Origin of the sequence: Nocardia sp. CA-145437 (genome assembly GCF_050956485.1) — a bacterium.
Lineage (GTDB): Bacteria > Actinomycetota > Actinomycetes > Mycobacteriales > Mycobacteriaceae > Nocardia.
On sequence record NZ_CP191204.1, the window covers coordinates 5,059,487 to 5,082,019 of the forward strand.

The following is a 22,533-nucleotide window of genomic DNA, read 5'->3' on the forward strand; positions in this document are numbered from 1 at the left end:
CCCAGCTGTTTTTCAGGAACCCGTCGTAACCTGTTCGACGTGACGGTGTTGTCTTCCTCCCCCAGCTCGGCGAACGCCACCGCACCCTGTTCCGGACCCCCGCGACCGCCTCGCCGCGGGAGCGCCCGCGGCCACCGTTCCGGGGTGCTGTTGCTGGTCCTCGCGGTCACCCTGACCGCCTTCGGCGTCGGCTGCAGCGACTCGTCGGAGACCACGGCCGAGGGCGACGGCACCGAGCCGGTGGGCATCAACAAAGAGGTCACCATGCCCATCGAGGCCGTGACCACCACCGTTGTCACCCCGGGCGCCGAACCCCGCTCGCCGCTGCGCCGCACCCTCGAGCCGGGCACCAGCCAGCAGGTGACGTTGAGCACCGAGCACCACATCGAGCAGCAGATCAATCAGCAGGCGCAGCGCGACATCTCCCCGCCCGCGGTCACCATTCCGCTGACCGCGCAGGCCGGGGCCGACGGGGTCGAACTGACCGTCGGCAATGTCACCTCCCCCGACCCGACCCTGGCTCAGGCGTTGACGCACGCCGACGGATCCCACGTCGGTTTCGACGTGAGCGAGCTGGGCGCGATCACCGCACTCAAGCTGGCCCCCAAACCGGCCACCTCCGACGCCGCGCGCGCCGCGCTGGAGCAGTCGTTCTATCAGGCCGTGTACCAGTCCATCGCCTTCCCGACCGAGGCCGTCGGCGTGGGCGCGGTATGGACCGTACGGCAACAGGTTTCCGGGAGCGTCCCGCTCGAGCAGGTGACCACCTGCACCCTCACCGCCCGCGAGGGCAACGAACTCACCATCGAACTGAACGTGGTGCAGAGCCCGAAGTCCGCGGTGTGGCATCTGCCCAACGAGGCCGGCCAGCTCGAGATCGTCGACTACCTGATGCACGGCACCGGCACCATCACCGTGGATCTGGGCCTGCCGCTCCCGGTTTCCGGCCAGGTCGAAGTCGGCGGCAACCAGACCTACCGCGACCCGCGCAGCGCGGTGACCCTGCGCCAGACGCTGCGCACGGAGGTGCAGTGGGGAGCCTGACACGGCTGGCGTTGCTGGCGGGCGCGCTGGCGCTGACCGCCACCGCCTGCGGGAACAGCAAGGACTCCGGGGGCCCGCTGCCCAGTCTGGGCCCGGCCGTGCAGCCGACGCAGTCGCCCGGCGGCGCACCGGTTCTCGACGAGTACACGCTGCGCTCGGATCTGCTGGATCTGACGGCCATGCCCGCGGGGTTCACCGCCCTGGACGACCCGCCGCCCGGTGCGTCGGGCGGCGCGGGCGCGAAGACCGATCCCGCGCAGTGCGCGAAGGTGCTGGAAGCGATCGCGGTGCAGGCGCCCGGCGCGGCGGCGCGCGCGGCGGCCCAGTTCGGCGGAATGAACTTCGCCAGTGTCGACATCGACGCGGCGTCCTATGCGAACGGAGGCGCGGCCCAGGCCTTTTCCGCCGCCCAGTCGCTGCTGACCGGGTGCACGAAGTACGCGGGCACCGATGCCGACAACACCAAGGTCGAATTCCGGCTGGGTGGTTTGAGTCAGCCGCAGGCCGGGGACGGATCGACCGCGTTCCAGGTCCGGACCACCAGCGAGGGACTCACCCTCTACACCGACGTGAGCATCACGCTGGTGGGCTCGACAGTCGTGCAGATCGCCTACTCCGACGCCAAGGAACCCGATCCGCAGCAGCTCAGCGCCATGACGGCGGCCCAGGTCCGGAAACTGCGGGGAGCCGCGGGACCCTAGGTGTCGCCGGTCCCCGGGCCTAGGCTTGGACGCGTCCGACAACAACCTCGACGGGAGGTTTCCGATGTCCGATGTCTCACCCATTCCCGACGGCTATCCCACCGTGTGTCCCTCGCTCGCCTGCAATGGCGCCGCCCGGGCGATCGATTTCTACAAGCACGTGTTCGGCGCCGACGAGCGTTTCCGCATGCCCGGCCCGGACGGCACCATCGCGCACTGCGAAATGCAGTTCGGCTCTTCGGTGATCATGCTCGGTGACCCGGCCCCGGCCATGGGGTTCCTGGATCCCCGCACGGTCGGCGGCACGCCGGTCAACCTTTATGTCTACGTCGACGACGTGGACGCCGCCCATGCCGCCGCCCTGTCCGCGGGCGCGCAGGAGCTCCAGGCCCCGGAGAATCAGTTCTACGGCGACCGCACCTCCGGCATCGAGGATCCGTGGGGGCACCGCTGGACCCTCGCCCTGCACGTCGAGGACGTGGATCCGGAGGAGATGGCCAGGCGCATGGCGGCCATGCAGGGCTGAGTCCCGCCGAAACCGCCAGGGCCGAGCCCCCGAAAACGACACCGCACCCGCTTCCGTCGGGAAGCGGGTGCGGTCGCGGTCACTGCGTGGGGGCCGGAGTCACTGCCAGCCGGTCACATTGATCGGCCCGGGATTCCACAGTCCCGGGTGACTCTCGACGGTCACCGACGGCTTGGCGGTCTGCGCGGAACTGTCGATGCGCTCGAACCGCTGCAGCTCGCCCCAGTCCCGGCGCGGGTCGTTGTCCAGGAAGGTGGCGATGGTGACCGGGCGCAGGAGCATCGAGCTCCAGCCCAGCGCGCCGCCGCCGTCGTGGCTCTGCCACAGCGTGGTCATCGCCGCGCCGCCGCGGTCGGGCAGGATGCGGTACTCGGGCACCTCGGCGATGCCGTCGAGGTGATCGAAGGGCCGCTGGCACGGGAACTGCAGGCCCACTTCCCAATCCAGCAGTACCGGCTTGCTGCTGCCGACGTACTCCTGCAACGTCACCGTGTGCGGGATGCGCGGCGGGGTGAGCGCCACCCACTGCTTGGGGTCGCTGTCGCGATCGGTGGCGACCACGCGAATCGCGGTGGCGGCGGCCGGGATCTCGCTCAACGGCGTCCGCAGGTTGCGCCAGGTCGGGGCGGGACCGATATCGATCGGCGTCACCCGGCCCTGCGCGACGGGCACACCGTCGGCGCCGGGCACACCGTATTCGACCTCGACCGACTGGCCGGGGGTCACGATGCCGTCCTGGTCGACCGAGCGGATGCGGCCCGCGGCGGCGATCGCGATGATGCCGGAGCGGTTCTCGGCCGCGGGCAGCGGGTACCAGCCGGTGGTCAGGGTGGAGATCGCCTCGGAGCTGTTGTAGCTGCCCAGCACCGGGGTGCTCGCATCCAGGCCGAAAGGCAGTGGCGCGGTGGTGGTTCCGTCGGTCGTGCCGCTGCTGCGCCCGCTGACCGCGCTGGCGACGCTGCCGCCGGTGTCGAGGTCGTCGTCGGGGCGCAGATCGGTGGCGACGCCCTGGGGCGTGAAGCCGGTGGCCTCGGCGCCGAAGGCGCTGTGCGGGTCGCCGGTCAGCGGCGCCAGCATGCCCGCGTTGGGCTGCTCCTCCACCCGCACGTCGCGAGCCAGGCCGCACGGCTTGCCCAGCACCGCATCGATATTCGAGCGGGCCAGCGAGTACGCCGGGTACTGCACGACCGCGCCCTTGGCGAGCATGGCCACCTCGAACACGACCATGAACGCGGCCGCGACGGTGAGCGGCGGGATGGCGACGAAACGCCAGCCCAGCTTCGAGATCCGGTGCGGGCCCGGCTTTTCGGGCGCGCGCACATGGAACCAGCCGGCGAGCGCGAGCAGCGCCAGCGCGATGCCCAGGAAGATCTTGGAGACCAGGAACCCGGCCAGCACCACCGGCTTGTCGTTCCAGGAGATCGACCAGTTCGACACGTACCACCAGCCGTTGATGCTGGCGAACGCCGCGGCCAGCGCGAACGCCACCACCGCGGCGAACAGCGCCCGGTTGCGCGGCGAGCGCATCACCTTGGGGCCGACCGCGACCGCGGTGAGCACCGCGACCACACCGGCCAGTCCGGCGTAGATGCCGTTGTGGTGGGTCCACTTGGTGGGGGTCAGCATCATCAGCAGGATGACGCCGACGCCCGTGCCCAGCACGCGCCGGGCGGGGCCCGAGGCGGTGAACGGGATCCGGCCGCCCTTGCGCAGCAGCACCGCCGCGCACACCGCCAGGCCGATCCAGAACACGAACATGCCGAAGCGCCGGGCCAGCGAGCCGTCGATGGTGGGCATGAAAAGGTACTGGTAGCGAATGTATTCGCCGTCCCAGTGCACATCCGGGCCGACCGCGGTGTGCACCCGGCTCATCTCGAACATCGAGGCCAGCGGCTGATCGCAGAACATGACCGCCAGCACCACGGCGCCGGCCGCGGCCACCGGAGCGGCCAGCGACAGGTACGCGCCGAAGCGGGCCTTCAGGATGGTGAGCGCACTCGCGTCGGGCGGGGTCGGCTTACCCAATTCCGTTGCGCGCCGGTTGAGAATCCGCCAGATCGGCCGGATGCCCGCCAGCAGCGGAGCAAAACAGATGATGCCGGACGGGCCGACGGTACAGGTGAACGCGCCGATGGTGACGGCGATGCCGTAGGGCAGCAACCGTCCGGTCGCGATGGCCCGCTCCACCGACACCCAGGTGAGCAGCACACCGAGCGCCACCAGCGGTTCCGGTCGCAGGCCGTTGTTGTAGGCCAGCCACACGGCCAGGAAGCCCAGCGCCCCGGTCCACACCGCGATCCGGTCGCGGCGCACCCGCGCGCCCAGGCGCGGGATCACCTCGCGGCTGAGCACCAGCCAGATCAGCACGCCCGCGACCAGCGCGGGCAGGCGCATCCACACGCTCGCCGGACTGACCTGCGCCATATGGCCGATCAGGTCGTAATACGGTGTGCCGACCGGGGTTTCGGGAACACCGAAGTAGCCGAAGTAGTTGGCCATGTACCCGGCGTGCAGGGACGCGCGGCCCATGCCGAACTGGTAGCCGTCGTCGGAGGTGGTGGCGCCGATGAAGTGCCACAGCACCAGCGTGCCCAGCACCACGGCGTCGACCGGCTTGAACGTCCACCAGTGCGCGGGCAGGAAGCGGCGGCTGCGACGGCCGTCGAGGCGGTCCAACCGGAACAGGGCGCCCAGCGCGACGAGGGTGCCGACGATGGCCGTCCAGATGGCGATCCGCTTGAGCGGGCCCGGGGTGGAGGTGAAGCGGCTGTCCACCGCCGCGGTGACCTTCGCGCCGTCGGAGACGGTCAGATCGCTGAAGATCCCGACCAGCTGCGGCCGGTAGTCACCGTCGAGGGTGACCGGCTCGACCGAGGAACCGGTCAGCGTCGCGGTGGAGGAGGTGAAGTCCGAGTGGACGGTGAGCGCGCAGCCCGCGCCGAGCTGGTCCACGGGCACGCTGAGCAGCGTCTTGTGGTGCAGGATCGCTTCCAGCTTGCCGGGCGTGGTGACGCCGTCGGCGGTGGTCGCCGCGGTGACGCGGGCCACGAATCCGTACTTCTCGAGGTCCGGCGCGCCGTGGGGTCCGGTGGCGGCCAGCGTGCCGCCCTTGGCGCCCAGCTGGGCCACGGCGGCGCAGGGGATGGTGGCGTCGAAGCTCTGCGGCGCGTACGTGATCAGCGGGGCTTCGATGCTTTGCGTCGAATTGCCCTGAGGCCAGGTCAGAGTGGTGTGGTCCACACGCACCGGCAGGAACGGCACCGCCAGCGCCGCGAGCACCGCGATCAGGCCGGCGATCAGGGCGACAGGGCGCGCCCAGCCCCCTCGAGTCCGTCTCTCGGGTTCGGCACCAGCACTCCCGGCGGCATCCGGCCCCGCCTTCTCCAACACGTCCGTCACGACCGCAGATCCTAAGCGGTCCTCATCATCGACCGCCAAGAAGAGGACGAACCCGGCATTCCATCAGGGGAAGCCGGGTCCGTCCCCGACGACTAGCCGCAGGCCGGGGAGGTCTGGTTGACCAGCGAGAGGGCGTTGCAGACCCAGTCCTTCTGGACCTTCCACTTGCCGTCCTCGGCCACGAACGGCACGACGGCCTGCTGCGGCGTGCCACCGTTGACGGCGAACTGGGCGTCGGCGGTGAGGGTGCCGTTGCCGAGGTCGGTCACGTTGGTGACGGTGATGGTGGCGTTGTTCTGGCGGTAGGCCTCGGTGAGGCGGCCGGGCAGGGCCGGGTCGGCCTGCGCGCCCTGCATCATGTCCAGCTTCTGCGAATCCGGAATGTTCGGATCCAGCGCCTTCTGCAGCTCGGCATTCAGGTCCGCCGCGGACGGGGCCGGCGGGTAGTTGTTCTGCGCGCCGGTGACCTTGGAGGTGGTGGCCTTGGTGGGCTTGGTCTCCTTCTTGTCACCGCTGCCACACGCCGACAGCCCGAGTACGGTCACGACAGCCAGCGTGGCGACCGCGATGCGTCCAGTCTTCTGAAGCTTCAACTGCTCGTCCTTTGCGTTCGAGTAGGTCCGTTCGACAAGTGACAGCTACACCCGCGGCGGGCTGCCCGACTGGCGACACTACCAACGCCCGGTCGCGGAAACCGCCTCCGAGGGTGGTGGCGCGGCATTTTCAGGCCGAATCCTCATAATTCGCGCATTCGGGTCTTAACGCCGTCAGCGCAGGCTGCCCAGCGGATCCGCCCTGGTGAGAGCCGGATCCGCGGCGCCGAAGGTGCGTGTGGGACCCGGTCCGGTGGAACGGGTCTCGAAGCGGACCGTCACCACCCCGTGCCCCGCGCCCTGCACCCAGCCGTGGCCGAATTCCGGGTGCTCGACATCCAGTCCCGGATACCAGGTTCCGATCGCGAAGGAGCGAGTTGCGGGTGGTACCAGCGGATCCGGGCCGCCGGGCAGGGCCGGCGTCTGCTCCTCGGCGACCGCGTCGGCGTCCACCGTCTGATCCAGTTCCGGGAACAGCGATTCCTGCCGGATCTCCGACAGCCCGGCGAAACCCACGCCCACCAAACGAATCGCACCGATCTCGGCCGGGTCCAGGGCCGAGCGCTGCGCGGCCGCGGTCAGCGTGACCAGGTCCTCGGTGGCGTAGGGCAGTGTGGAGGATCGGGTCACGATGCTCATATCGGTCTTCTTCAGTTTGAGCACCACCGTGCGCGCCGCCCGCCCGTCTCTGCTCAGCCGCCGGTGCGCCGAGGCCGCCATGGCGTCGATGGCCGGGCGCAGCTGGGCGAGGGTGAGAATGTCGGTCTCGTAGGTGGTTTCGGCGCTGATCTGCTTGGCCTCGGCGCGCTCGGCCACCGGGCGGTCGTCGATCCCGCGTGCCAGCCGGTGCAGCGCCACCCCGATGCTGCCGCCCAGGATCGAGGCCGCCTCCGATTCCGGCAGCGCCGCCAGCGCCCCCACCGTCTCGATTCCCAAGGAGCGCAAACGACTCTCGGCCACCGGCCCGATCCCCCACAGTCTGCGCACCGGCAGCGCGGACAGGAAGCCGTCCTGCTCGACCGCCGGAATCACCCGCACCCCATCGGGTTTGGCCAGGCCGGAGGCGATCTTGGCGAGCTGTTTGCCGCTGCCCGCCCCGACCGAGGCCACCAGTCCGGTGCGTTCGCGGACCGCCGTCCGCAGCTCCTCGCAGAATTCGAGCACCCGCTCCGGCGTCGCCCCCGCCAGTTCCGCCGGTTCCCCGAACGCCTCGTCGAACGACAGCGTCTCCAGCACCGGGATCCGCGACCGCAATGCCTCGAACACCTGCCGGCTGAGTTCCCCGTACACCGCCCCGCGCGGTGGTATCACCACCGCCGACGCGCCGACCAGCCGACGCGCCTGATGCATGGGCATGGCCGACCGCGCGCCGAACACCCGCGCCTCGTAACTGGCCCCGGCCACCACGCCGCGCCCGCCCATGCCGCCGACCAGCACCGGCCGTCCGCGCAGGGTCGGTCGGGTGAGCTGTTCGACCGAGGCGAAGAAGGCGTCCATATCGATGTGCAGCACCCAGCGCCGCTGGCCCCGGCCTCCGGCGGGGCTGAGGGGTTGCCGTGAATCCGCCACGGCCCGCACCGCGCCGCCGCCCGGCGCCGACACCCCAGCACAACCGGCCTCACCAGGCACGATGCCCGGGTTCGCGGGGTCGGCGGAGGTGGTCACACAGGGAAATCTACAAGCGGCTACCGACAGGTACGAGCAGGAACCTGTGTGAGAATTCGTCCATGACGATTCGCAAGGCCGTGATTCCCGCTGCGGGCATCGGCTCGCGCCTGCTGCCGTTGACCAAGGCGATCCCGAAGGAAATGCTCCCGGTGGGCGACAAGCCGGTCATCGAGCACACCGTCCGCGAACTCGTGGCCTCCGGTATCACCGACATCACCATCGTGGTCAGCGGTGGAAAGTCGTTGATCCAGGACCACTTCCGCCCCAATCCGGCGCTGGTCGCGCAGCTGCGCGCCGACGGCAAGACCGCCTACGCCGACGCGGTCGAGGAGGTCGGCGAGCTGGCCCGGGCCGGCCACATCACCTACCTGGACCAGCACGGTCCCTACGGCAACGGCACGCCGGTGCTGAACGCCGCCCGCCACCTGGGCGACGAGCCCATGCTGGTGCTGTGGCCCGACGACGTCTTCGTCGCCGAGGTGCCGCGCGCCCAGCAGCTCGTCGACGCCTACGCCAAGACCGGCGCGCCCGTACTGGCCCTGATGCCGATGGACCCGGCCGAATCCTCGCGCTACGGCGTGCCGGTGGTCGAGGAGACCGAGGGCAACGGCCTGATGCGGATCAGCGGCCTCAAGGAGAAGCCCAAGCCGGCCGACGCGCCGTCCGAGTTCGCCGCCATCGGCGGCTACGTGGTCACGCCCGGCATCATCGCCGAGCTGCGCCGCCAGGTCGACCACTGGTACACCCACCGCACCGGCGAGGTGTACCTGACCGACGCCATCAATATCTTCGCCGCCGAGAACCCGGTGTACGGCCAGGTGATCCGGGGTCGCTGGTACGACACCGGCAACCCGGCCGACTACCTGACCGCGCAATTCGCCTCCGCGCTGGCGCACCCGGAGTACGGTCCACTGCTGCGCGGCCTGGTCGCCGAGTAGGAGAACCGCGACACGCGCTGAACCACAGCGGATCCGCATAGCCCGGCGCACAAGTGCCGTGTGCCACAAGCACGCCGACCCCGATATTGTCGAAACCTGAAACATTGGGGCACGAGTCGGCGATCATGCGCATGGGTCGGGACACCCTGTGGATCGAAGGTCGGTTTTGCTAGGCGGATTGGGCACTCGGGCAGCACTGCTCGCGGCGGCAAGTTGTTCCCTTGTCACTACGTTCACCACGGTCGTGCCCGCGGGCCCGGCCTTCGCCGCCCCTCCCGACCCGATAACCAGCAGCGCCGCACTCGCGGCGACAACGGTGTCCGAGGACGGATCGACGATCGAGAGCTTCGAGATCCACGACGCGCGCAACCTCACCCTGCTGGTGCACTCGGCCGCCATGGACGCCGACATCACCGTGGAGGTGCAGCGGCCCGCCGATCCCTCGCGACCCCGGCCGGTGTTGTACATGCTCAACGGCGCGGGCGGCGGCCAGGACACCGCGACCTGGAAGCGCAATACCGACGCCACCCAGTTCTTCATGGACAAGAACGTGAACGTGGTGATGCCCATCGGCGGCGCGTTCACCTACTACACGGACTGGCGCAGCGCTGATCCCAAACTGGGACAGCCCATGTGGAAGACCTTCCTCACCGAGGAACTGCCGCCGCTGGTGGACGCGGCGCTCGGCACCGACGGCACGCACGCCATCGCGGGCATGTCCATGTCGGGCACCTCGGTGCTGCAGTTGGCCATCGCCGCGCCGGGCCTGTACCGCGCGGTCGCCGCCTACAGCGGGTGCGCGCAGATCTCCGATCCGGTCGGGCAGAAGTTCGCGAACCTGGTGATCAGTATCGGCGGCGGCAATCCGGTGAACATGTACGGGCCGATGGACGATCCGGAGTGGGCCGCCAACGACCCGTACGTGCACGCGGAGGCCCTGCGCGGCATGGAGATCTATGTCTCCAACGGCAGCGGCCTGCCCGGCAAGCACGACAATGTGGCCGATGTGCGCAGCCTGGGCCCGGCCGACGGCGGTCTGCCGCAGCAGATCCTGGTGGGCGGCATCCTGGAGGCGGCCAGCGACTGGTGCGCGCGCAACCTGCGGGCGCGGCTGCGGGACATGAGCATTCCCGCGACCTTCGACATCACCCAGGCGGGCACGCACTCGTGGGGTTATTGGCAGGACGCGCTGCGCGCCTCGTGGCCGGTGCTGGCCAAGGGCATGGGCCTGCCCGACGAGGAATGGGCGCCCGAGACCGAGCGCTCCGACGGAACCAACTGAGCCGGGCCGGGTTCGGGCCTAGCCCGCGTCGGCGGCGTTGTAGCGCACCAGGTATTCCGCCAGCCGCTCCACATCGGCGTCGTCCCAGTCCTGGAAGCGTTCGGTGAAGGCGGCGGCGCGGCTGCGGGCCGCCGCGCGCGCCGCCCGGCGGCCCTCGGCGGTGGCGTGCAGGACCAGGTTGCGGCGGTTCGTCGGATCCACTTCACGTTCCAGGTAGCCGTCGCGTTCGAGGGCGGCCACCTGGCGGCTGACCGTGGATTTGTCGAGGTGGAAGTGACCGGCGAGATCGGCGGCCAGGCAGCCGTTCCGCTCGATCACCAGGTCCAGGATGCTGGAGGCCACCAGCGACAGCTCCGGGTGTAGTTCGCTGGCCCGGCCACGGGCGCGGCGGGCGAAGGCGGTGAGCTCGCGCTGTATGACCTCGATCGCATCGGCGCGGGCGGGGAATGCGGATTCACTCTTCATAGTTGTAGACTACAACCTCACTTGGTTGTATTTACCAACTATTGGAGAAGACTTCATGGCCACCCAACAGATCCGGCACGTCGCCGTCCACCTGCTCACCCCGCTGCTCATGTGCCTCGGCATGGGCCTGGCCTACCTGGGCGCGTTCCACCAGCCCCAGCCCAACCACCTGGCGGTAGCCGTGGTCGGCGACAACGCGCAGGTCAAGGTGCTGGCCCAATCGCTGAAGGACAAGGGCGGCAACGCCCTCGACGTGATCACCGTGCCCACCCGCGACGACGCCGTCGACAAGCTGCGCCACCGCGATCTGGCCGGGGCGTACGTCCCCGACCGCGAGAAGCCCGAACTACTCGTCGCCAGGGCCGGATCCGACACCACCGCCATGGCCGCCGAGGCCGTGTTCGGGCAGGTCGCCGGCCTGCAGAACACGCCGCTCACCGTCACCGACGTCACCACCCCCAGCTCCGGCGACCCCACCGCGCAGGGCATCTTCTTCCTGCTGGTCGCGCTGAGCATCGGCTCCTACGGCAGCGTGGCCGCCATCAGCGCCGCGGGCGCGGGCCTGCCGCTGTGGCAGCGCGGGATCATCGGCCTGATCACCTCGCTGCTGGTGAGCCTGATCGGCCTGGCGCTCGCGGGCCCGGTCTTCCACATCGTCGACCACGATCTGGGCGCGATCTGGGGCATGTCGTGGCTGTACTCGGCGGGCATCCTGAGCATCGGCATCGGCCTGCACACCTTCCTGAAGCGCTGGACCACCCTGGCCATGATGGTGCTGTTCGTGATGCTGAACTTCACCAGCTCCGGCGGCGTCTACAGCCCGTGGCTGCAGAACGACTTCTTCGGCACGCTGCACCGGTTCTGGAACGGCGCGGGGTTCGTGGAGGGCGCGCGCAGTCTGCTCTACTTCGACGGCATCGGACTGGGCAGCCGGATGGCGAGCCTGGCGCTGTGGCTGGCCGCGGGCGTGGCGCTCATGGCCGCCGCGGGCCTCGCCGAGAAGCGGCAGGCCGCGCCGAAGCCCGCCGCGCCCGAGCCCGCCGCGGACGACGCCGCCGAGGAAGAGATGGAGGAGGCCGTCGGGGTCTAGCGAATACCCCACTGCGACAAGGCGGTCCGGATGCCCACCCGGACCGTCTCCGCGTCGCCCACTCCCCCGCTGATGGTCACGCCGTCGCGGGTCAGCAGCAGGGCGCGGGCGGCGTCCTCGACCTGCGGGTGACCGGCGGCGCGCAGGCGCTGGGCCATCAGGTCGCGGAACCAGGCGCGGTACTCGTCGACGACCTTGCGCACGGCGTGGTCGGAGTTCGGGAACTCCACGGCGGCATTGAGAAACGGGCAGCCCCGGAACCCCGGGCCGCGGCTGAGCTCACCGAGCCGCTCGAAGATGCCGACGATGGACTCCGCGCCCGAGCCGGGGATGGCCTCCAAGGTCTCGCGCTGGCGGCCGTATTCGCGGATCAGGTAGGCGACGACCAGATCTTCCTTGGTCTTGAAGTGCCGGTAGAAGGTGGCCTTCGCGATCCCGGCCTCGGCGATGATCCGGTCGATGCCGACCGTGTGGATCCCCTCGGCGTAGAACAGCCGGGTCGCGGTGTCCAGCAGGCGCTCGCGGGCTTCGCTCATGGCTTGACCTGCTCTCCTTCTCCCTGATCGGGGCTATGTATTGACGATAGCAGACAGATCTGTCTACCCTGGGACTCGGACGTGAACAGACAAGTCTGTCTAGGAGATATCAATGCCCGCACTCTTCACCTCATCCGCCACCTCCGTCGGCCGCGAGGGCCGCTCGGTCAGCTCCGACGGCTACCTCGACCTCAAGCTCGCCCAGCCCAAGGAGGCGGGCGGCAGCGGTGACGGCACCAACCCCGAGCAGCTCTTCGCCATGGGCTACTCGGCCTGCTTCGCCGGCGCGCTGCAGGCGGTGGCCCGCAGCCAGGGCGTGAAGCTCGGCGACACCTCGGTGACCGCCGACGTCACCCTGAACAAGGACGACGAGACCGGCTTCGGCATCTCCGTGGTGCTGCACGTGGAACTGCCCGAGGAACTGCAGAACGAGCAGGGCCACGCGCTGGTCGAGGCCGCTCACCAGGTGTGCCCGTACTCCAAGGCCACCCGGGGCAACATCCCCGTGGAACTGGTTGTCGACTGAGGCGATTCAGAAGAATCGTCGAATGGTGTAGATGTCGAACTCGCTCAAGGGCGTCAATCCGACGGGCACACCCCAGTTGTACGCGTTCAAGACGTTGCCGCCGCCCGCGTAGATCCCTTCGTGGGAGGCGTCATCGTTGAGGATCAGCACATCCCCGGGCTGCAGCGCCCCGAACGGCACCTCGAGGCCGACCTCGGCCTGCTGCCAGGTGGTGCGCGGCAGATTGATGCCGACGCTGCGGAAGGCCCACTGCACCAATCCCGAGCAGTCCCAGGCGTCCGGACCGGTACCGCCCCACTCGTAGGGCTTGCCGGTCTGGGTGCCGGCCAGCGCGAGCGCGGCCATGGCCCGCGGGCTCGCGATCGGCAATTGCGCCGAGCCGCTGGCGCTTCCGGAGAACGATCCGGTCCCGCTGCCGGAGGAGGATCCGGACGCGGAGCCCGAGCCCCCCGACCCGGTGTCGGCGTGCGCGGCGCCCGCCCACATCGCCCCTGTCATCGCCATCGCGGCCACCGTCGTGGCCAAGGTTCTGAGCCTGCCGAGCCGCTTGCGAGCCATAGGGGCGCCCCTTCATCGGTGGTACCGCGGAAACAGCTGGGAACAAGGTCTGTTAGCTAGCTGATAGCCGTTCTATCGCACCCGCAACAGCAGCCACAAGGGAACCACGGCTGGCGTGTCTCGAGCCGCCGGTGCCCATCCCGAAGAAACTCCTGGTCAACCGATTCAGACCCCACATAACAAAAAGAGCGCCTCCCCGATCGGGGAGGCGCTCCATGTTTGCTGGAGTCTCACGAAGCGGCCGAGTCAGCGCCGCGCCCACACCGCCAGCCGCTGGTTGGCCTTCATCAACAGCGGAACCAGCAGGTACGCCGAGACCGGAACCACGATCACGGTCAGGATCAGCGTCTTCACGAAGACCGGCAGCCCGCCCATCTCCGGGCCGAGCAGGGCCAGTGCGAGGGTGATGGTCGGGTACACGGCCAGCCAGGTGATCAGCGCGCGCCGGTGCACCGACGGCATGGCGGCGGGGGTGGCGGTGACAGCGGCGGGGGTGGTGATGGTGGTCATTGTTCGCTCCTAGCGACCGTGTTCCCATTTCTCTGGCGAGACGGTCCGTCTCGTCTCATGAAGTAAGTTAGCCCGCCGCCCACACCCTGTCAAGACGAGACGTACCGTCTCGTTTGGCGGTATGCTGGACCCATGCCCCAGCCGCCCAACCCCGAACTGCGCAGCGCCAAGTCGCATCAGGCGATCCTCGACGCCACCTTCGAACTCGCCGTGCGCAACGGCTACGGGAAACTCACCATCGAGGCCATCGCCTCCCATGCCGGCGTCGGCAAGCAGACCATCTACCGCTGGTGGCCCTCCAAGGGCGCGATCGCCCTCGAGGCCATCAACGACCAGGTCGGCTCCGCCACCGACTTTCCCGACACCGGCGACATCGCCGCCGACCTGACCACCCAGATCACCGCCCTGTCGCGCATGCTCGCCGGCGACGCCGGCTGCGTCTACCGCGGTGTCATCGCCGAAGCCCAGAACGACCCGAAGCTCCTCCAGATGGTCCGCGAGACGTTCATCGAGCCCCGCGTTCGCATGGCCGGCCGCCGACTCGAAACCGCCATGCGCGCCGGGCAGATTCGCGACGACCTCCCCCTCCTGACCATGACCAACATGCTCTACGGCCCGGTGTACCTGCGCTTCCTCCTCGGCGCCGGCGAACTACTCGACGTCCCGACCCTGGTCGGTCCCGTCCTCGAGGGCTTGCGGCCCCGAAACTAGACGCACGGCATCAACGGTGTCGGCGTGCTCGTGGAGTCGCTCGTAGCAGGCGACCGAGATGATGACCGCCATCTCGCTGCCGCCGTCGGTGATGATCGCTTCCCCACCTGCGGCTGCCACACCACGCACGATCGCCTCGAGCCGGTTTCGCAGGTCGTCCGGCCGTATCTGTTCGCGTGCTCCATGTTTGATCGTTCGGGGGCCGCCGGGACGCGGATCGGCGCGACACGACAGCGCACCGATACGACAGCGGCACGGACCCGAAGGTCCGCGCCGCTGTCGGGTGAACTCGGTCAGGCCTTGGTGATCGAGACCTTGACGCCGCCGACGATCTCGGACGCGTCCGCGGGGGCCGCGCCGAAAGTCAGTGTGGTGGCCAGGATCTCGCCCGCGATCAGGTCGCGGTGGGTTTCGGCCCAGGCGAGGCGGTCCGCCGGGACGTCGAGGACCACGGTGATGCGGTCGGAGACGTCCAGGCCGAGGGACTTGCGGGTTTCCTGGAGGTCGCGGATGAGGTCGCGGGCCCAGCCCTCGGCCTCGAGTTCCTCGGTGACCACCGAATTCAGCACCACCAGACCGGCATTGCCGGGCAGGGCGGCGGTGGACTCGGGCTCGGCGGCGACCAGGCGCTGGGTGTATTCCTCGGGGAGCAGGGCGATTCCGGCGGCGGTCACGGTGCCGTCGGCGGCCTCGGTCCACTCCCCCGCCTTGACGGCCTTGATCACCGTCTGGACGTCCTTGCCGATGCGCGGACCGGCGGCGCGAGCGTTGACGACCAGTTCGAAGCGGCCGTGGGCGGCCACGTCCGCGGTGAGGTCGACCTTCTTGACATTGACCTCGTCGGCGATCAGATCCACGAAGGGGCGCAGGCGTTCCGCGTCGGCGGCGGCGACGGTGACCTCCGAGAGCGGCAGGCGCACCCGCAGGTTCTGGGCCTTGCGCAGGCTCAGCACCGTGGAGCAGGCGGTGCGGACCTCGTCCATGGCCGACACCAGTTCGGCGTCGTGCGGCAGGACGTCGGCCGCGGGCCAGTCGGCCAGGTGCACCGAACGCTCCCCGGTGAGGCCGCGGTAGATCACCTCGGAGATGAGCGGCAGCAGCGGGGCCGCGAGCCGGGTCGTCACCTCGAGCACGGTGTGCAGGGTGTCGATGGCGTCGCGGTCCTCCTCCCAGAAGCGCGAACGCGACCGGCGCACATACCAATTGGTGAGCGCGTCGGCGAAGGTGCGCAGCTCGTCGCAGGCGGTGGCGATGTCGTAGACCTCGAGCGCGTCGGTCATGACGTCGCGGGTCGCCGCCAACTTGGCCAGGATGTACCGGTCGAGCACGTTCTCCGAGTCGGTGCGCCAGGTGCCGGGCTGCGAGGCGTACAACTGCAGGAAGGTCCACGCGTTCCACAGCGGGCGCAGCGCCTGGCTGACGCCCTCGCGGATACCGCGCTCGGTGACGATCAGGTTGCCGCCGCGCAGCACCGGGGACGCCATGAGGAACCATCGCATGGCGTCGGAGCCGTCGCGGTCGAAGACCTCGTTGACGTCGGGGTAGTTGCCCTTGGACTTCGACATCTTCAGGCCGTCGTCGCCGAGCACGATGCCGTGCGCCACAACGGACTTGAACGCCGGGCGGTCGAACAGCGCGGTCGAGAGCACGTGCAGGTTGTAGAACCAGCCGCGGGTCTGGCCGTTGTATTCGACGATGAAGTCGCCGGGGCTGTGCGGAGCGGCGACGGTGGCGCCGTCAATGGACTCGGTCGAGGTGCCCTCGAACCACTCCTTGTTCTCGAACGGGTAGTGCACCTGCGCGTAGGGCATGGAACCCGACTCGAACCAGCAGTCGAGGACCTCGGGGGTGCGCCGCATCATCGACTTCCCGGTCGGGTCATCGGGATTCGGCCGCACCAGCTCGTCGATCATGGGCCGGTGCAGGTCGTCCGGGCGCACGCCGAAGTCCCGCTCGAGCGCGTCGAGCGAGCCGTACACGTCCACGCGCGGGTACGCCGGGTCGTCGGAGATCCACACCGGGATCGGCGCGCCCCAGTAGCGGTTACGGCTGATGTTCCAGTCGCGCGCGTTCTCCAGCCACTTGCCGAACTGGCCGTCGCGGATGTGCTCCGGGACCCAGGTGATCTCCTTGTTGAGCTCCACCATGCGATCGCGGAACTTGGTGACCGCCACGAACCAGGACGGCACCGCCATGTAGATCAGCGGCTGGCCCGAGCGCCAGCTGTGCGGGTAGGAGTGCTCGATGGTCTCGTGCCGCAACAGCTTTCCGGCGGCCTTGAGGTCCTTGATGATGACCGGGTTGGCGTCGAAGACCATCAGGCCCTCGTACGGCGGCACCATGGAGGTGAACTTGCCGCCCGCGTCGAGCGGCTGCACGATGTCGATCCCGTTGGCGGAGGCGACATCCATGTCCTCCTCACCGAAGGCGGGAGCCAGGTGCACGATGCCGGTGCCGGAGTCGGTGGTGACGTAGTCCGCGTTGAGCACGCGGTGCGCGCGCGGGTGGCCGAGGAAGAAGTCGAAGGGCGGCAGGTAGTTCAGGCCCTCGAGCGCGGCGCCCGAGTGCTCCGACAGCACCTGCGGCTCCTCACCGAACTCACGGGTGTAGTGCGACACCCGCTCGGCGGCAACCACATACCGCTTGCCGTCCTTGCCCTGCACGTGCGCGTAGGTGACGTCCGGGTGCACGGCGATGGCGAGGTTGGACGGCAGCGTCCACGGCGTGGTGGTCCAGATCAGCGCGTTGGCGCCGTCGAGGCCGTGCAGCGGGTGGTCGGCCGGAACCCGCAGCACCATGTCGACGGTGACCGCCGGGTCCTGGCGCATCCGGTAGGAGTCGTCGAGGCGCGCCTCCTGGTTGGACAGCGGGGTCTGCTCGTACCAGCTGTAGGGCAGCACCCGGAAGCCCTGATAGACCAGGCCCTTGTCGTACAGCGACTTGAACGCCCACATGACCGACTCCATGAAGTCGAGGTCGAGGGTTTTGTAGTCGTTGTCGAAGTCGACCCAGCGCGCCTGGCGGGTGACGTAGTTACGCCATTCGTTCGTGTAGCGCAAGACCGAGGATTTACACGCGGCATTGAATTCCGCGAGGCCCATGGCATCGATCTGTGATTTGTCCGTGATACCGAGCTGCTTCTCCGCTTCGATTTCCGCGGGCAGGCCGTGAGTATCCCAGCCGAAACGCCGTTCGACCTTCTTACCGCGCATGGTTTGGAAACGCGGGATCAAATCCTTCACGTATCCGGTCAGCAGATGACCGTAGTGCGGCAACCCATTGGCGAAGGGCGGGCCGTCGTAGAAGACGAATTCCTCTGCCTCGGAACGGTTCTCGATGCTGGCACGGAAGGTGTCGTCGGCGGCCCAGTAGTCCAGGACCCGCTGCTCCAGCTCGGGGAAGGAGACCTGCCCGGTGGTCCGGCTCAGGTCCGCGCGGGGGTATGCGCTTCGGGTGCTGCTGTCGTCCGCCATGGCGGCCTCTCGTCTCCTCGTGCCTGCGTCGTGGGCACGGGGACGATCCCGGCGCTCGGCGCGCCGTAACCGCGGTACCACCCCGCTTGCCCGGACCGCGGGTCTGTGAAAACCCTTGCGAGACCGAGCCTCTCGTTGCGAGCTGTGACGGGCTCACCCGTTCGGTTCTAGTGGGCGATACCCGCTCGGAGCAGGTCCCGCCGTTCTTCCGAAGGCTCCCCGGTGATGGCCGGATCGACGCCGTGGTGCTGTCTCCATACTAGCGGGGCGGGCCCAGGGGTTATTCCCCGGACCCGCCCCGAAGCGAATCGTGTGAGCCGCTAATGCCTGGCGTGCCGTCCGCCCGGTGGCGGCGAGGACGCGTCCTCGTCATCGGACCGCAGCGACAACGCACTGACGAGCAGCAGCACCGCGCCGATCACGCACACGATGATGCAGCCCCATGCCCAGATCACCGAACCGGTGGTCAGTGCGGTCACCAGCAGGCCGAAACCGACAGCGGCGAGCCCGAGTGTCACTGCGAGCAAGTGCACCACCCCCTCGTTGGGCTTCGACGGCGCGGGCCATCGGAGGACTCGAAAGGTTGGCGGCGAGGCCGGATCGCCCGGACGGTCACCCGGAGCGGCCCGGCAACGCTGGCCGTAGTTACGACTTTACTTGCTGCCCTTGAGGAGTGCGCCGTTGCCGGAGGCATCCTGACCGAATTCGCCACCGTCGACCGGGACCGCCGAACCACGGTTCTCCAGCTCCTCCAGCTGCGATTCCAGGTAGGACTTCAGGCGCACGCGGTACTCGCGCTCGAAGGTCTTGAGCTGCTCGATGCGGCTCTCCAGCACGCTGCGCTGCTGGGTGATGGTGGCCATGATCTCGGTGTGCTTGCGCTCGGCGTCGGCCTGCAGGGCGTCGGCCTTCTCCTTGGCCTGGCGCAGCTGGGAATCCGAGCGGGTCTGCGCGTCGGACAGCATGGCCTCGGCCTTCTGGCGCGCGTCGGCGATCATCGCCTCCGAGCGGGTGCGAGCGTCGCTGACCAGGCGCTCGGAGTTGCCTCTGGCGTTGGCCAGCAGCGACTCGGCCTCGGTCTTGGCGTCCGAGGTGAGGCGGTCGGCCATCTCCTGGGCCAGCGAAAGCACCTTGGCGGCCTGCAGATTGGCGTCCGCGGAGGGTGCCTCGGCCTTGACGGCGGCGACCGGGGCCGGGGCCGGCATGGGGGCCGGGGGCACCGGCGGGGCGGCCTTGATGGGCTCCGGCGCGACCGGGGCCTTCACCGGCTGGACCGCGGGGCCGCGGTTCTTCTTGGCGTCGGACAGTTCCGCGTCCAGTTCGGCAACGCGCTGGCGAAGATCCGCGTTCTCCTCGATGAGGCGTGAGAGCTCCTGCTCGACCAGGTCGAGGAAGGCGTCGACTTCATCCTCGTTGTAGCCGCGCTTCCCGATCGGCGGTTTGCTGAACGCGACGTTATGAACATCGGCGGGGGTCAGCGGCATGGAACGATCCCTTCACGCTTCGTATGGAGATCTAGCGGTAGATCTGGGCAAGCATTCTTTCGGCTCATTCTGTCACACCTGAGCTACCGACTGCCCTATCTGGCCCGTGATCGACATGAGGATGAACACGATAAACAGCAGGACCATAATCGACAGATCGAGCCGAATTCCCCCAAGATTCACTGGGGGTATCAAACGCCTCAGAAGTTTCACCGGGGGGTCGGTGATCGTGAAGATCACCTCGAGGATGACCACGACGAAGCCGGTCGGCCGCCAGTCGCGCGCGAAGCTGCGGATGAACTCGACGATGACTCGGCTGATCAGCAGCAGCCAGAAGAGGAACAGCAGGAGGTTCAACACCTGGAACAAGGCCACCGCACCACTCTGCCCGACAAACCGTCATCGGCAAAACAGAAACACGGATCGTGCCGGTCACATCCGGTGTTGACGCGGCATGGCCGCAAGACTCCCCCATGATCCCCCCGCGACCCTCGGTCGCAACCCCCGTGTACGCGGCGCGTTGCGCTGCCGCCGTGCGTGTTCGGCGCGGTGTGCGCCGGCACCGGCTGACGCCGCCGTTCCCCACGGCAGCGGCAGCTGGTTACTTCTGGTTGTAGAAGCCGTTCTCGGCGATGCGGCGGCGTTCCTCGGCGGAGACGTCGACGTCGGCGGGCGAGAGCAAGAACACCTTGGTGGCCACCTTGTCGAATGAGCCACGCAGGGCGAAGGCCAGACCGGCGGCGAAGTCCACCAGGCGGCGGGCGTCGGAGTTGCTCATCTCGACCAGGTCCATGATCACCGGGGTGCCGTCGCGGAAGCGCTCACCGATGATGGCGGCCTCGGCGTAGGTGCGCGGGCGCAGCGTGGTGATCTTGGACAAGGTGCCTCCGTCCTCGAAGATCTGGGGACGGCGGGCCGCCTCGATGCGGCGCTCCTGCTCCCGCAGCTCCTCGATGCGCCGCTCGGCGTCGGTGTCCATCGCCAGCGCGCCGCGGGTGCTCGCACCGCCGCCCATGGACCGGGTGCGGCTGGACGGCGCGGTGTCGATGCGGGTGGGGCGACGCGGGGCGTCGTAGCGGGCGTCGGCGTCGTAGCGGTCGCGCTCGCGGTGATCACGCTCGCGCTCACGCAGCTCGTCGGCGTAGTCGTCGCGACGGGAGGTGCTGTAGGCCGGCTTGTAGGGGGCCTTGTACGACGGCTCGTAGGCCGGCTCGTCGTCGTAACGGTCCTCGCCGTATCGGTCGTAGTCACGCTCGCGTTCGGCGTAGGGCCGGGGACGACGCTGGCCACGCTCATCGGCGCTCCGGGCGGCTCCGCGGTCGTCGACGTAATCGTCTTCGTAATCCTCGAGCGGAACCATCCCGAAGTACGCCTTGAACTTGTGCAGCGTGCTCATCTGGTCGACCTTCCTTCGGCCCCGGTTGGCCTGGGGTGTTGTCCTGCTCAGTCCTCGTCTGTCACCAAGCATATGTTTCAAATGTGACTGGTGAGGTTTCTTTGCTACGCCGAGGTTATCGGTCGCGCGCCCATAAGCGCAGTACCGACACGCACGCACGTACTGCCGTGGCGGATGGCCGACTCCAAGTCGCCGGACATGCCCGCCGACAGTTCTTTCGCATCAGGGTGAACAATCGTTAATACAGAGTGGATGCGGGCCAGTTGCTCGAAGGCCGCGTCGGGCTCCACATCCAGCGGCGGGATCGCCATCAGGCCCGCGAGCTGCAGCGATTCCGACGCCGCGACCTGATCGGCGAGCGCGCGCAGCGCGTCGTCGCGGACGCCGCCGCGGGCCGGATCGGCGTCCAGGGACACCTGCAGCAGCACGCGCAAGGGGGCCGAACGCGCGCCCTCGTCCAGCGCGACCCGTGCACCGGCGTCGAGCGCGCTCGCGAGCCGCTCGCTGTCCACCGAGTAGACCGTATCCGCCCAGCGTGCAACGGCTTTCGCCTTGTTGCGCTGGAGCCGTCCGATGAACTCCCACCGGACCTGGGAGAGGTGTCCCAGCTGCGCCACCTTGCCCGCGGCCTCCTGTTCGCGGGATTCCCCGAACTCCCGGCGGCCCAGGTCATAGAGGATCTCGATATCCGAGGCGGGGAAGAACTTGGTCACCGGCAGCAGCCGCACCGACCCGGGTTCGCGGCCCGCGGCCGTGCACGCTGCGTCGATTCGCTCGATGAGTGCCGACAGGGCGGTTTCGAGCTCGGCGACGCGACCTCCGCCGGACGTGACGTGCGCCGCATCGGATCCCGCTGCGGCGGTGAAACTTTCGGTCATTCTGAAACCCCCTCGGGTGACATCCAAATCACACCGGCGAGTCGGCCTGTCGGCGCGTCGCGGCGGTGGGAGAACAAGGTCTTGTCCTCGATGGTGCATCGCGGGTCCATCGCGACGGCGCCGACACCGGCGGCCTCCAGTTGCCGCCGGATGCCGGCGCGCAGATCCAGGCCGGGCGTGCCCTTGGCGGTGGTGGTCGCGCTGCCCGGCAGATGCGCCTCGACATCGGCGCGCATGGCCGCGGGCACCTCGTACTGGCGGCCGCTGGCGGCCGGGCCGAGGAAGGCCCCGATCCGCTCCGGCTTCGCGCCGACCGACACCATGGCCTCGAGCACCCGCGGCACGATCCCGATGCGGGCGCCGATCCGGCCCGCGTGCACGGCCGCGATCACCCCGGCCTCGTCGTCGGACAACAGGATCGGCACGCAGTCGGCGGTGAGCACCACCAGCGCCAGGTTTCGCTGGGTGGTGACCAGAGCGTCCGTGGCGGGTACCGGCTCGGTGCGCGGACCGTCCACGATCTCGACGGCGCGGCCGTGGATCTGCTCCATCCACACCAGCCGGTCCGGCGTCAGCCCGATGCTCTCCGCGAGCCGAACCCGATTGCGCCGCACCGCCTCCGGATCATCACCGACGTGGTCGCCCAGATTGAACGAGTCGTAGGGCGCTTGCGAGAATCCGCCCGCCCGCGTCGTCACAACCCGTCTGGTCCGGAAAACAGGTGCCGCTGAAGTCATGCCACCGAGGGTAGTAGC

The 22,533-nt window shown here is 69.0% G+C and carries 23 protein-coding genes; 8 read left to right on the forward strand and 15 right to left on the reverse strand.

Annotated elements, in window-relative coordinates; all coding sequences use genetic code 11:
- The first annotated feature begins 144 nt into the window (after window positions 1-144).
- The 3 genes from ACQPYY_RS23585 to ACQPYY_RS23595 all read left to right on the forward strand — a co-directional run bounded on the left by ACQPYY_RS23585 (window position 145) and on the right by ACQPYY_RS23595 (window position 2,271).
- The gene (locus ACQPYY_RS23585; RefSeq protein ID WP_433591021.1) at window positions 145-1,044 is read left to right on the forward strand and encodes a hypothetical protein; all 900 of its coding nucleotides are present in this window, start codon (window positions 145-147) and stop codon (window positions 1,042-1,044) included.
- A complete protein-coding gene (locus ACQPYY_RS23590; RefSeq protein ID WP_433591022.1) occupies window positions 1,032-1,745 on the forward strand; it encodes a hypothetical protein in 714 nt (237 codons plus the stop codon). The genes ACQPYY_RS23585 and ACQPYY_RS23590 overlap by 13 nt, the downstream gene beginning before the upstream one ends.
- 64 nt (window positions 1,746-1,809) lie before the next feature.
- Window positions 1,810-2,271, forward strand: coding sequence for a VOC family protein (locus ACQPYY_RS23595; RefSeq protein WP_433591023.1), 462 nt, complete (start codon window positions 1,810-1,812; stop codon window positions 2,269-2,271).
- A 99-nt stretch (window positions 2,272-2,370) separates the two neighbouring features.
- Here the strand turns inward: ACQPYY_RS23595 and ACQPYY_RS23600 are convergent, their stop codons facing one another.
- From ACQPYY_RS23600 to ACQPYY_RS23610, 3 genes are all read right to left on the reverse strand, one after another.
- Entirely contained in the window at window positions 2,371-5,670 is a 3,300-nt protein-coding gene (locus ACQPYY_RS23600) for an arabinosyltransferase domain-containing protein (protein WP_433591024.1), read from the reverse strand.
- Between the two features lie 92 nt (window positions 5,671-5,762).
- Window positions 5,763-6,263, reverse strand: a complete 501-nt coding sequence (locus ACQPYY_RS23605; RefSeq protein WP_357287392.1) for a hypothetical protein — start codon at window positions 6,261-6,263, stop codon at window positions 5,763-5,765.
- A 174-nt stretch (window positions 6,264-6,437) separates the two neighbouring features.
- The gene (locus ACQPYY_RS23610; protein WP_433594715.1) at window positions 6,438-7,760 is read right to left on the reverse strand and encodes a DNA polymerase IV; all 1,323 of its coding nucleotides are present in this window, start codon (window positions 7,758-7,760) and stop codon (window positions 6,438-6,440) included.
- A gap of 230 nt (window positions 7,761-7,990) precedes the next feature.
- Here ACQPYY_RS23610 and ACQPYY_RS23615 point away from each other — a divergent pair, with 230 nt between their 5' ends.
- Entirely contained in the window at window positions 7,991-8,869 is an 879-nt protein-coding gene (locus ACQPYY_RS23615; RefSeq protein ID WP_357095085.1) for a UTP--glucose-1-phosphate uridylyltransferase, read from the forward strand.
- A gap of 196 nt (window positions 8,870-9,065) precedes the next feature.
- Window positions 9,066-10,151, forward strand: a complete 1,086-nt coding sequence (locus tag ACQPYY_RS23620; protein ID WP_433594716.1) for an alpha/beta hydrolase — start codon at window positions 9,066-9,068, stop codon at window positions 10,149-10,151.
- Window positions 10,152-10,169: 18 nt separating this feature from the next.
- On the opposite strand, the gene ACQPYY_RS23625 is transcribed toward ACQPYY_RS23620, so the two are convergent.
- Window positions 10,170-10,616 (reverse strand): MarR family winged helix-turn-helix transcriptional regulator, encoded by a 447-nt coding sequence (locus ACQPYY_RS23625; protein ID WP_433591025.1) that lies wholly within the window; start codon window positions 10,614-10,616, stop codon window positions 10,170-10,172.
- A gap of 55 nt (window positions 10,617-10,671) precedes the next feature.
- Between ACQPYY_RS23625 and ACQPYY_RS23630 the strand changes: the two genes are divergently transcribed.
- Entirely contained in the window at window positions 10,672-11,706 is a 1,035-nt protein-coding gene (locus ACQPYY_RS23630; RefSeq protein ID WP_433591026.1) for a hypothetical protein, read from the forward strand.
- Here ACQPYY_RS23630 and ACQPYY_RS23635 read toward each other — a convergent pair.
- The gene (locus ACQPYY_RS23635; protein WP_433591027.1) at window positions 11,703-12,242 is read right to left on the reverse strand and encodes a TetR/AcrR family transcriptional regulator; all 540 of its coding nucleotides are present in this window, start codon (window positions 12,240-12,242) and stop codon (window positions 11,703-11,705) included. The two genes, ACQPYY_RS23630 and ACQPYY_RS23635, sit on opposite strands and share 4 nt — an antisense overlap.
- A 112-nt stretch (window positions 12,243-12,354) precedes the next feature.
- Here ACQPYY_RS23635 and ACQPYY_RS23640 point away from each other — a divergent pair, with 112 nt between their 5' ends.
- Window positions 12,355-12,768 (forward strand): organic hydroperoxide resistance protein, encoded by a 414-nt coding sequence (locus tag ACQPYY_RS23640; protein ID WP_433591028.1) that lies wholly within the window; start codon window positions 12,355-12,357, stop codon window positions 12,766-12,768.
- 6 nt (window positions 12,769-12,774) lie between these two features.
- Here the strand turns inward: ACQPYY_RS23640 and ACQPYY_RS23645 are convergent, their stop codons facing one another.
- Complete coding sequence (locus tag ACQPYY_RS23645) at window positions 12,775-13,326, reverse strand: NlpC/P60 family protein (protein ID WP_379106447.1); 552 nt, start codon at window positions 13,324-13,326, stop codon at window positions 12,775-12,777.
- A 246-nt stretch (window positions 13,327-13,572) separates the two neighbouring features.
- A complete protein-coding gene (locus ACQPYY_RS23650; protein WP_433591029.1) occupies window positions 13,573-13,836 on the reverse strand; it encodes a hypothetical protein in 264 nt (87 codons plus the stop codon).
- 132 nt (window positions 13,837-13,968) lie between these two features.
- On the opposite strand from ACQPYY_RS23650, the gene ACQPYY_RS23655 reads away from it, so the two are divergent.
- The gene (locus ACQPYY_RS23655) at window positions 13,969-14,547 is read left to right on the forward strand and encodes a TetR/AcrR family transcriptional regulator (protein ID WP_433591030.1); all 579 of its coding nucleotides are present in this window, start codon (window positions 13,969-13,971) and stop codon (window positions 14,545-14,547) included.
- Here the strand turns inward: ACQPYY_RS23655 and ACQPYY_RS23660 are convergent.
- The 8 genes from ACQPYY_RS23660 to pgeF all read right to left on the reverse strand — a co-directional run bounded on the left by ACQPYY_RS23660 (window position 14,488) and on the right by pgeF (window position 22,515).
- Entirely contained in the window at window positions 14,488-14,844 is a 357-nt protein-coding gene (locus tag ACQPYY_RS23660) for a type II toxin-antitoxin system prevent-host-death family antitoxin (RefSeq protein WP_433594717.1), read from the reverse strand. The genes ACQPYY_RS23655 and ACQPYY_RS23660 overlap by 60 nt on opposite strands.
- Window positions 14,841-18,020 carry an isoleucine--tRNA ligase gene (gene ileS, locus ACQPYY_RS23665; protein WP_433591031.1) on the reverse strand — a complete coding sequence of 1,060 codons (3,180 nt, stop codon included), beginning with the start codon at window positions 18,018-18,020 and terminating at the stop codon, window positions 14,841-14,843. Before ileS ends, ACQPYY_RS23660 begins: the two co-directional genes overlap by 4 nt.
- 320 nt (window positions 18,021-18,340) lie before the next feature.
- A complete protein-coding gene (locus ACQPYY_RS23670) occupies window positions 18,341-18,547 on the reverse strand; it encodes a hypothetical protein (RefSeq protein ID WP_357287461.1) in 207 nt (68 codons plus the stop codon).
- A 126-nt stretch (window positions 18,548-18,673) separates the two neighbouring features.
- Window positions 18,674-19,504, reverse strand: a complete 831-nt coding sequence (gene wag31 / locus ACQPYY_RS23675; protein WP_379106458.1) for a DivIVA-like cell division protein Wag31 — start codon at window positions 19,502-19,504, stop codon at window positions 18,674-18,676.
- A 72-nt stretch (window positions 19,505-19,576) separates the two neighbouring features.
- Window positions 19,577-19,879: a YggT family protein gene (locus ACQPYY_RS23680; protein ID WP_213560475.1), complete on the reverse strand. Its 303-nt coding sequence runs from the start codon at window positions 19,877-19,879 to the stop codon at window positions 19,577-19,579.
- A gap of 226 nt (window positions 19,880-20,105) precedes the next feature.
- The gene (locus ACQPYY_RS23685) at window positions 20,106-20,900 is read right to left on the reverse strand and encodes a cell division protein SepF (protein WP_357287422.1); all 795 of its coding nucleotides are present in this window, start codon (window positions 20,898-20,900) and stop codon (window positions 20,106-20,108) included.
- Window positions 20,901-21,004: 104 nt separating this feature from the next.
- Window positions 21,005-21,778: a YggS family pyridoxal phosphate-dependent enzyme gene (locus ACQPYY_RS23690; protein ID WP_433591032.1), complete on the reverse strand. Its 774-nt coding sequence runs from the start codon at window positions 21,776-21,778 to the stop codon at window positions 21,005-21,007.
- Window positions 21,775-22,515, reverse strand: coding sequence for a peptidoglycan editing factor PgeF (gene pgeF / locus ACQPYY_RS23695; RefSeq protein ID WP_433591033.1), 741 nt, complete (start codon window positions 22,513-22,515; stop codon window positions 21,775-21,777). Before pgeF ends, ACQPYY_RS23690 begins: the two co-directional genes overlap by 4 nt.
- Window positions 22,516-22,533 lie beyond the last annotated feature (18 nt).

What these genes read in the sequence shown, in the direction of transcription:
- ACQPYY_RS23690 (WP_433591032.1), bottom strand. Translation starts at nt 21,778, where the DNA reads ATGACCGAAAGTTTCACCGCCGCAGCGGGATCCGATGCGGCGCACGTC.
- ACQPYY_RS23615 (WP_357095085.1), top strand. Translation starts at nt 7,991, where the DNA reads ATGACGATTCGCAAGGCCGTGATTCCCGCTGCGGGCATCGGCTCGCGC.
- ileS (WP_433591031.1), bottom strand. Translation starts at nt 18,020, where the DNA reads ATGGCGGACGACAGCAGCACCCGAAGCGCATACCCCCGCGCGGACCTG.
- ACQPYY_RS23630 (WP_433591026.1), top strand. Translation starts at nt 10,672, where the DNA reads ATGGCCACCCAACAGATCCGGCACGTCGCCGTCCACCTGCTCACCCCG.
- ACQPYY_RS23640 (WP_433591028.1), top strand. Translation starts at nt 12,355, where the DNA reads ATGCCCGCACTCTTCACCTCATCCGCCACCTCCGTCGGCCGCGAGGGC.
- ACQPYY_RS23655 (WP_433591030.1), top strand. Translation starts at nt 13,969, where the DNA reads ATGCCCCAGCCGCCCAACCCCGAACTGCGCAGCGCCAAGTCGCATCAG.
- pgeF (WP_433591033.1), bottom strand. Translation starts at nt 22,515, where the DNA reads ATGACTTCAGCGGCACCTGTTTTCCGGACCAGACGGGTTGTGACGACG.
- ACQPYY_RS23650 (WP_433591029.1), bottom strand. Translation starts at nt 13,836, where the DNA reads ATGACCACCATCACCACCCCCGCCGCTGTCACCGCCACCCCCGCCGCC.
- ACQPYY_RS23625 (WP_433591025.1), bottom strand. Translation starts at nt 10,616, where the DNA reads ATGAAGAGTGAATCCGCATTCCCCGCCCGCGCCGATGCGATCGAGGTC.
- ACQPYY_RS23685 (WP_357287422.1), bottom strand. Translation starts at nt 20,900, where the DNA reads ATGAGCACGCTGCACAAGTTCAAGGCGTACTTCGGGATGGTTCCGCTC.
- ACQPYY_RS23645 (WP_379106447.1), bottom strand. Translation starts at nt 13,326, where the DNA reads ATGGCTCGCAAGCGGCTCGGCAGGCTCAGAACCTTGGCCACGACGGTG.
- ACQPYY_RS23595 (WP_433591023.1), top strand. Translation starts at nt 1,810, where the DNA reads ATGTCCGATGTCTCACCCATTCCCGACGGCTATCCCACCGTGTGTCCC.
- wag31 (WP_379106458.1), bottom strand. Translation starts at nt 19,504, where the DNA reads ATGCCGCTGACCCCCGCCGATGTTCATAACGTCGCGTTCAGCAAACCG.
- ACQPYY_RS23635 (WP_433591027.1), bottom strand. Translation starts at nt 12,242, where the DNA reads ATGAGCGAAGCCCGCGAGCGCCTGCTGGACACCGCGACCCGGCTGTTC.
- ACQPYY_RS23610 (WP_433594715.1), bottom strand. Translation starts at nt 7,760, where the DNA reads ATGGACGCCTTCTTCGCCTCGGTCGAACAGCTCACCCGACCGACCCTG.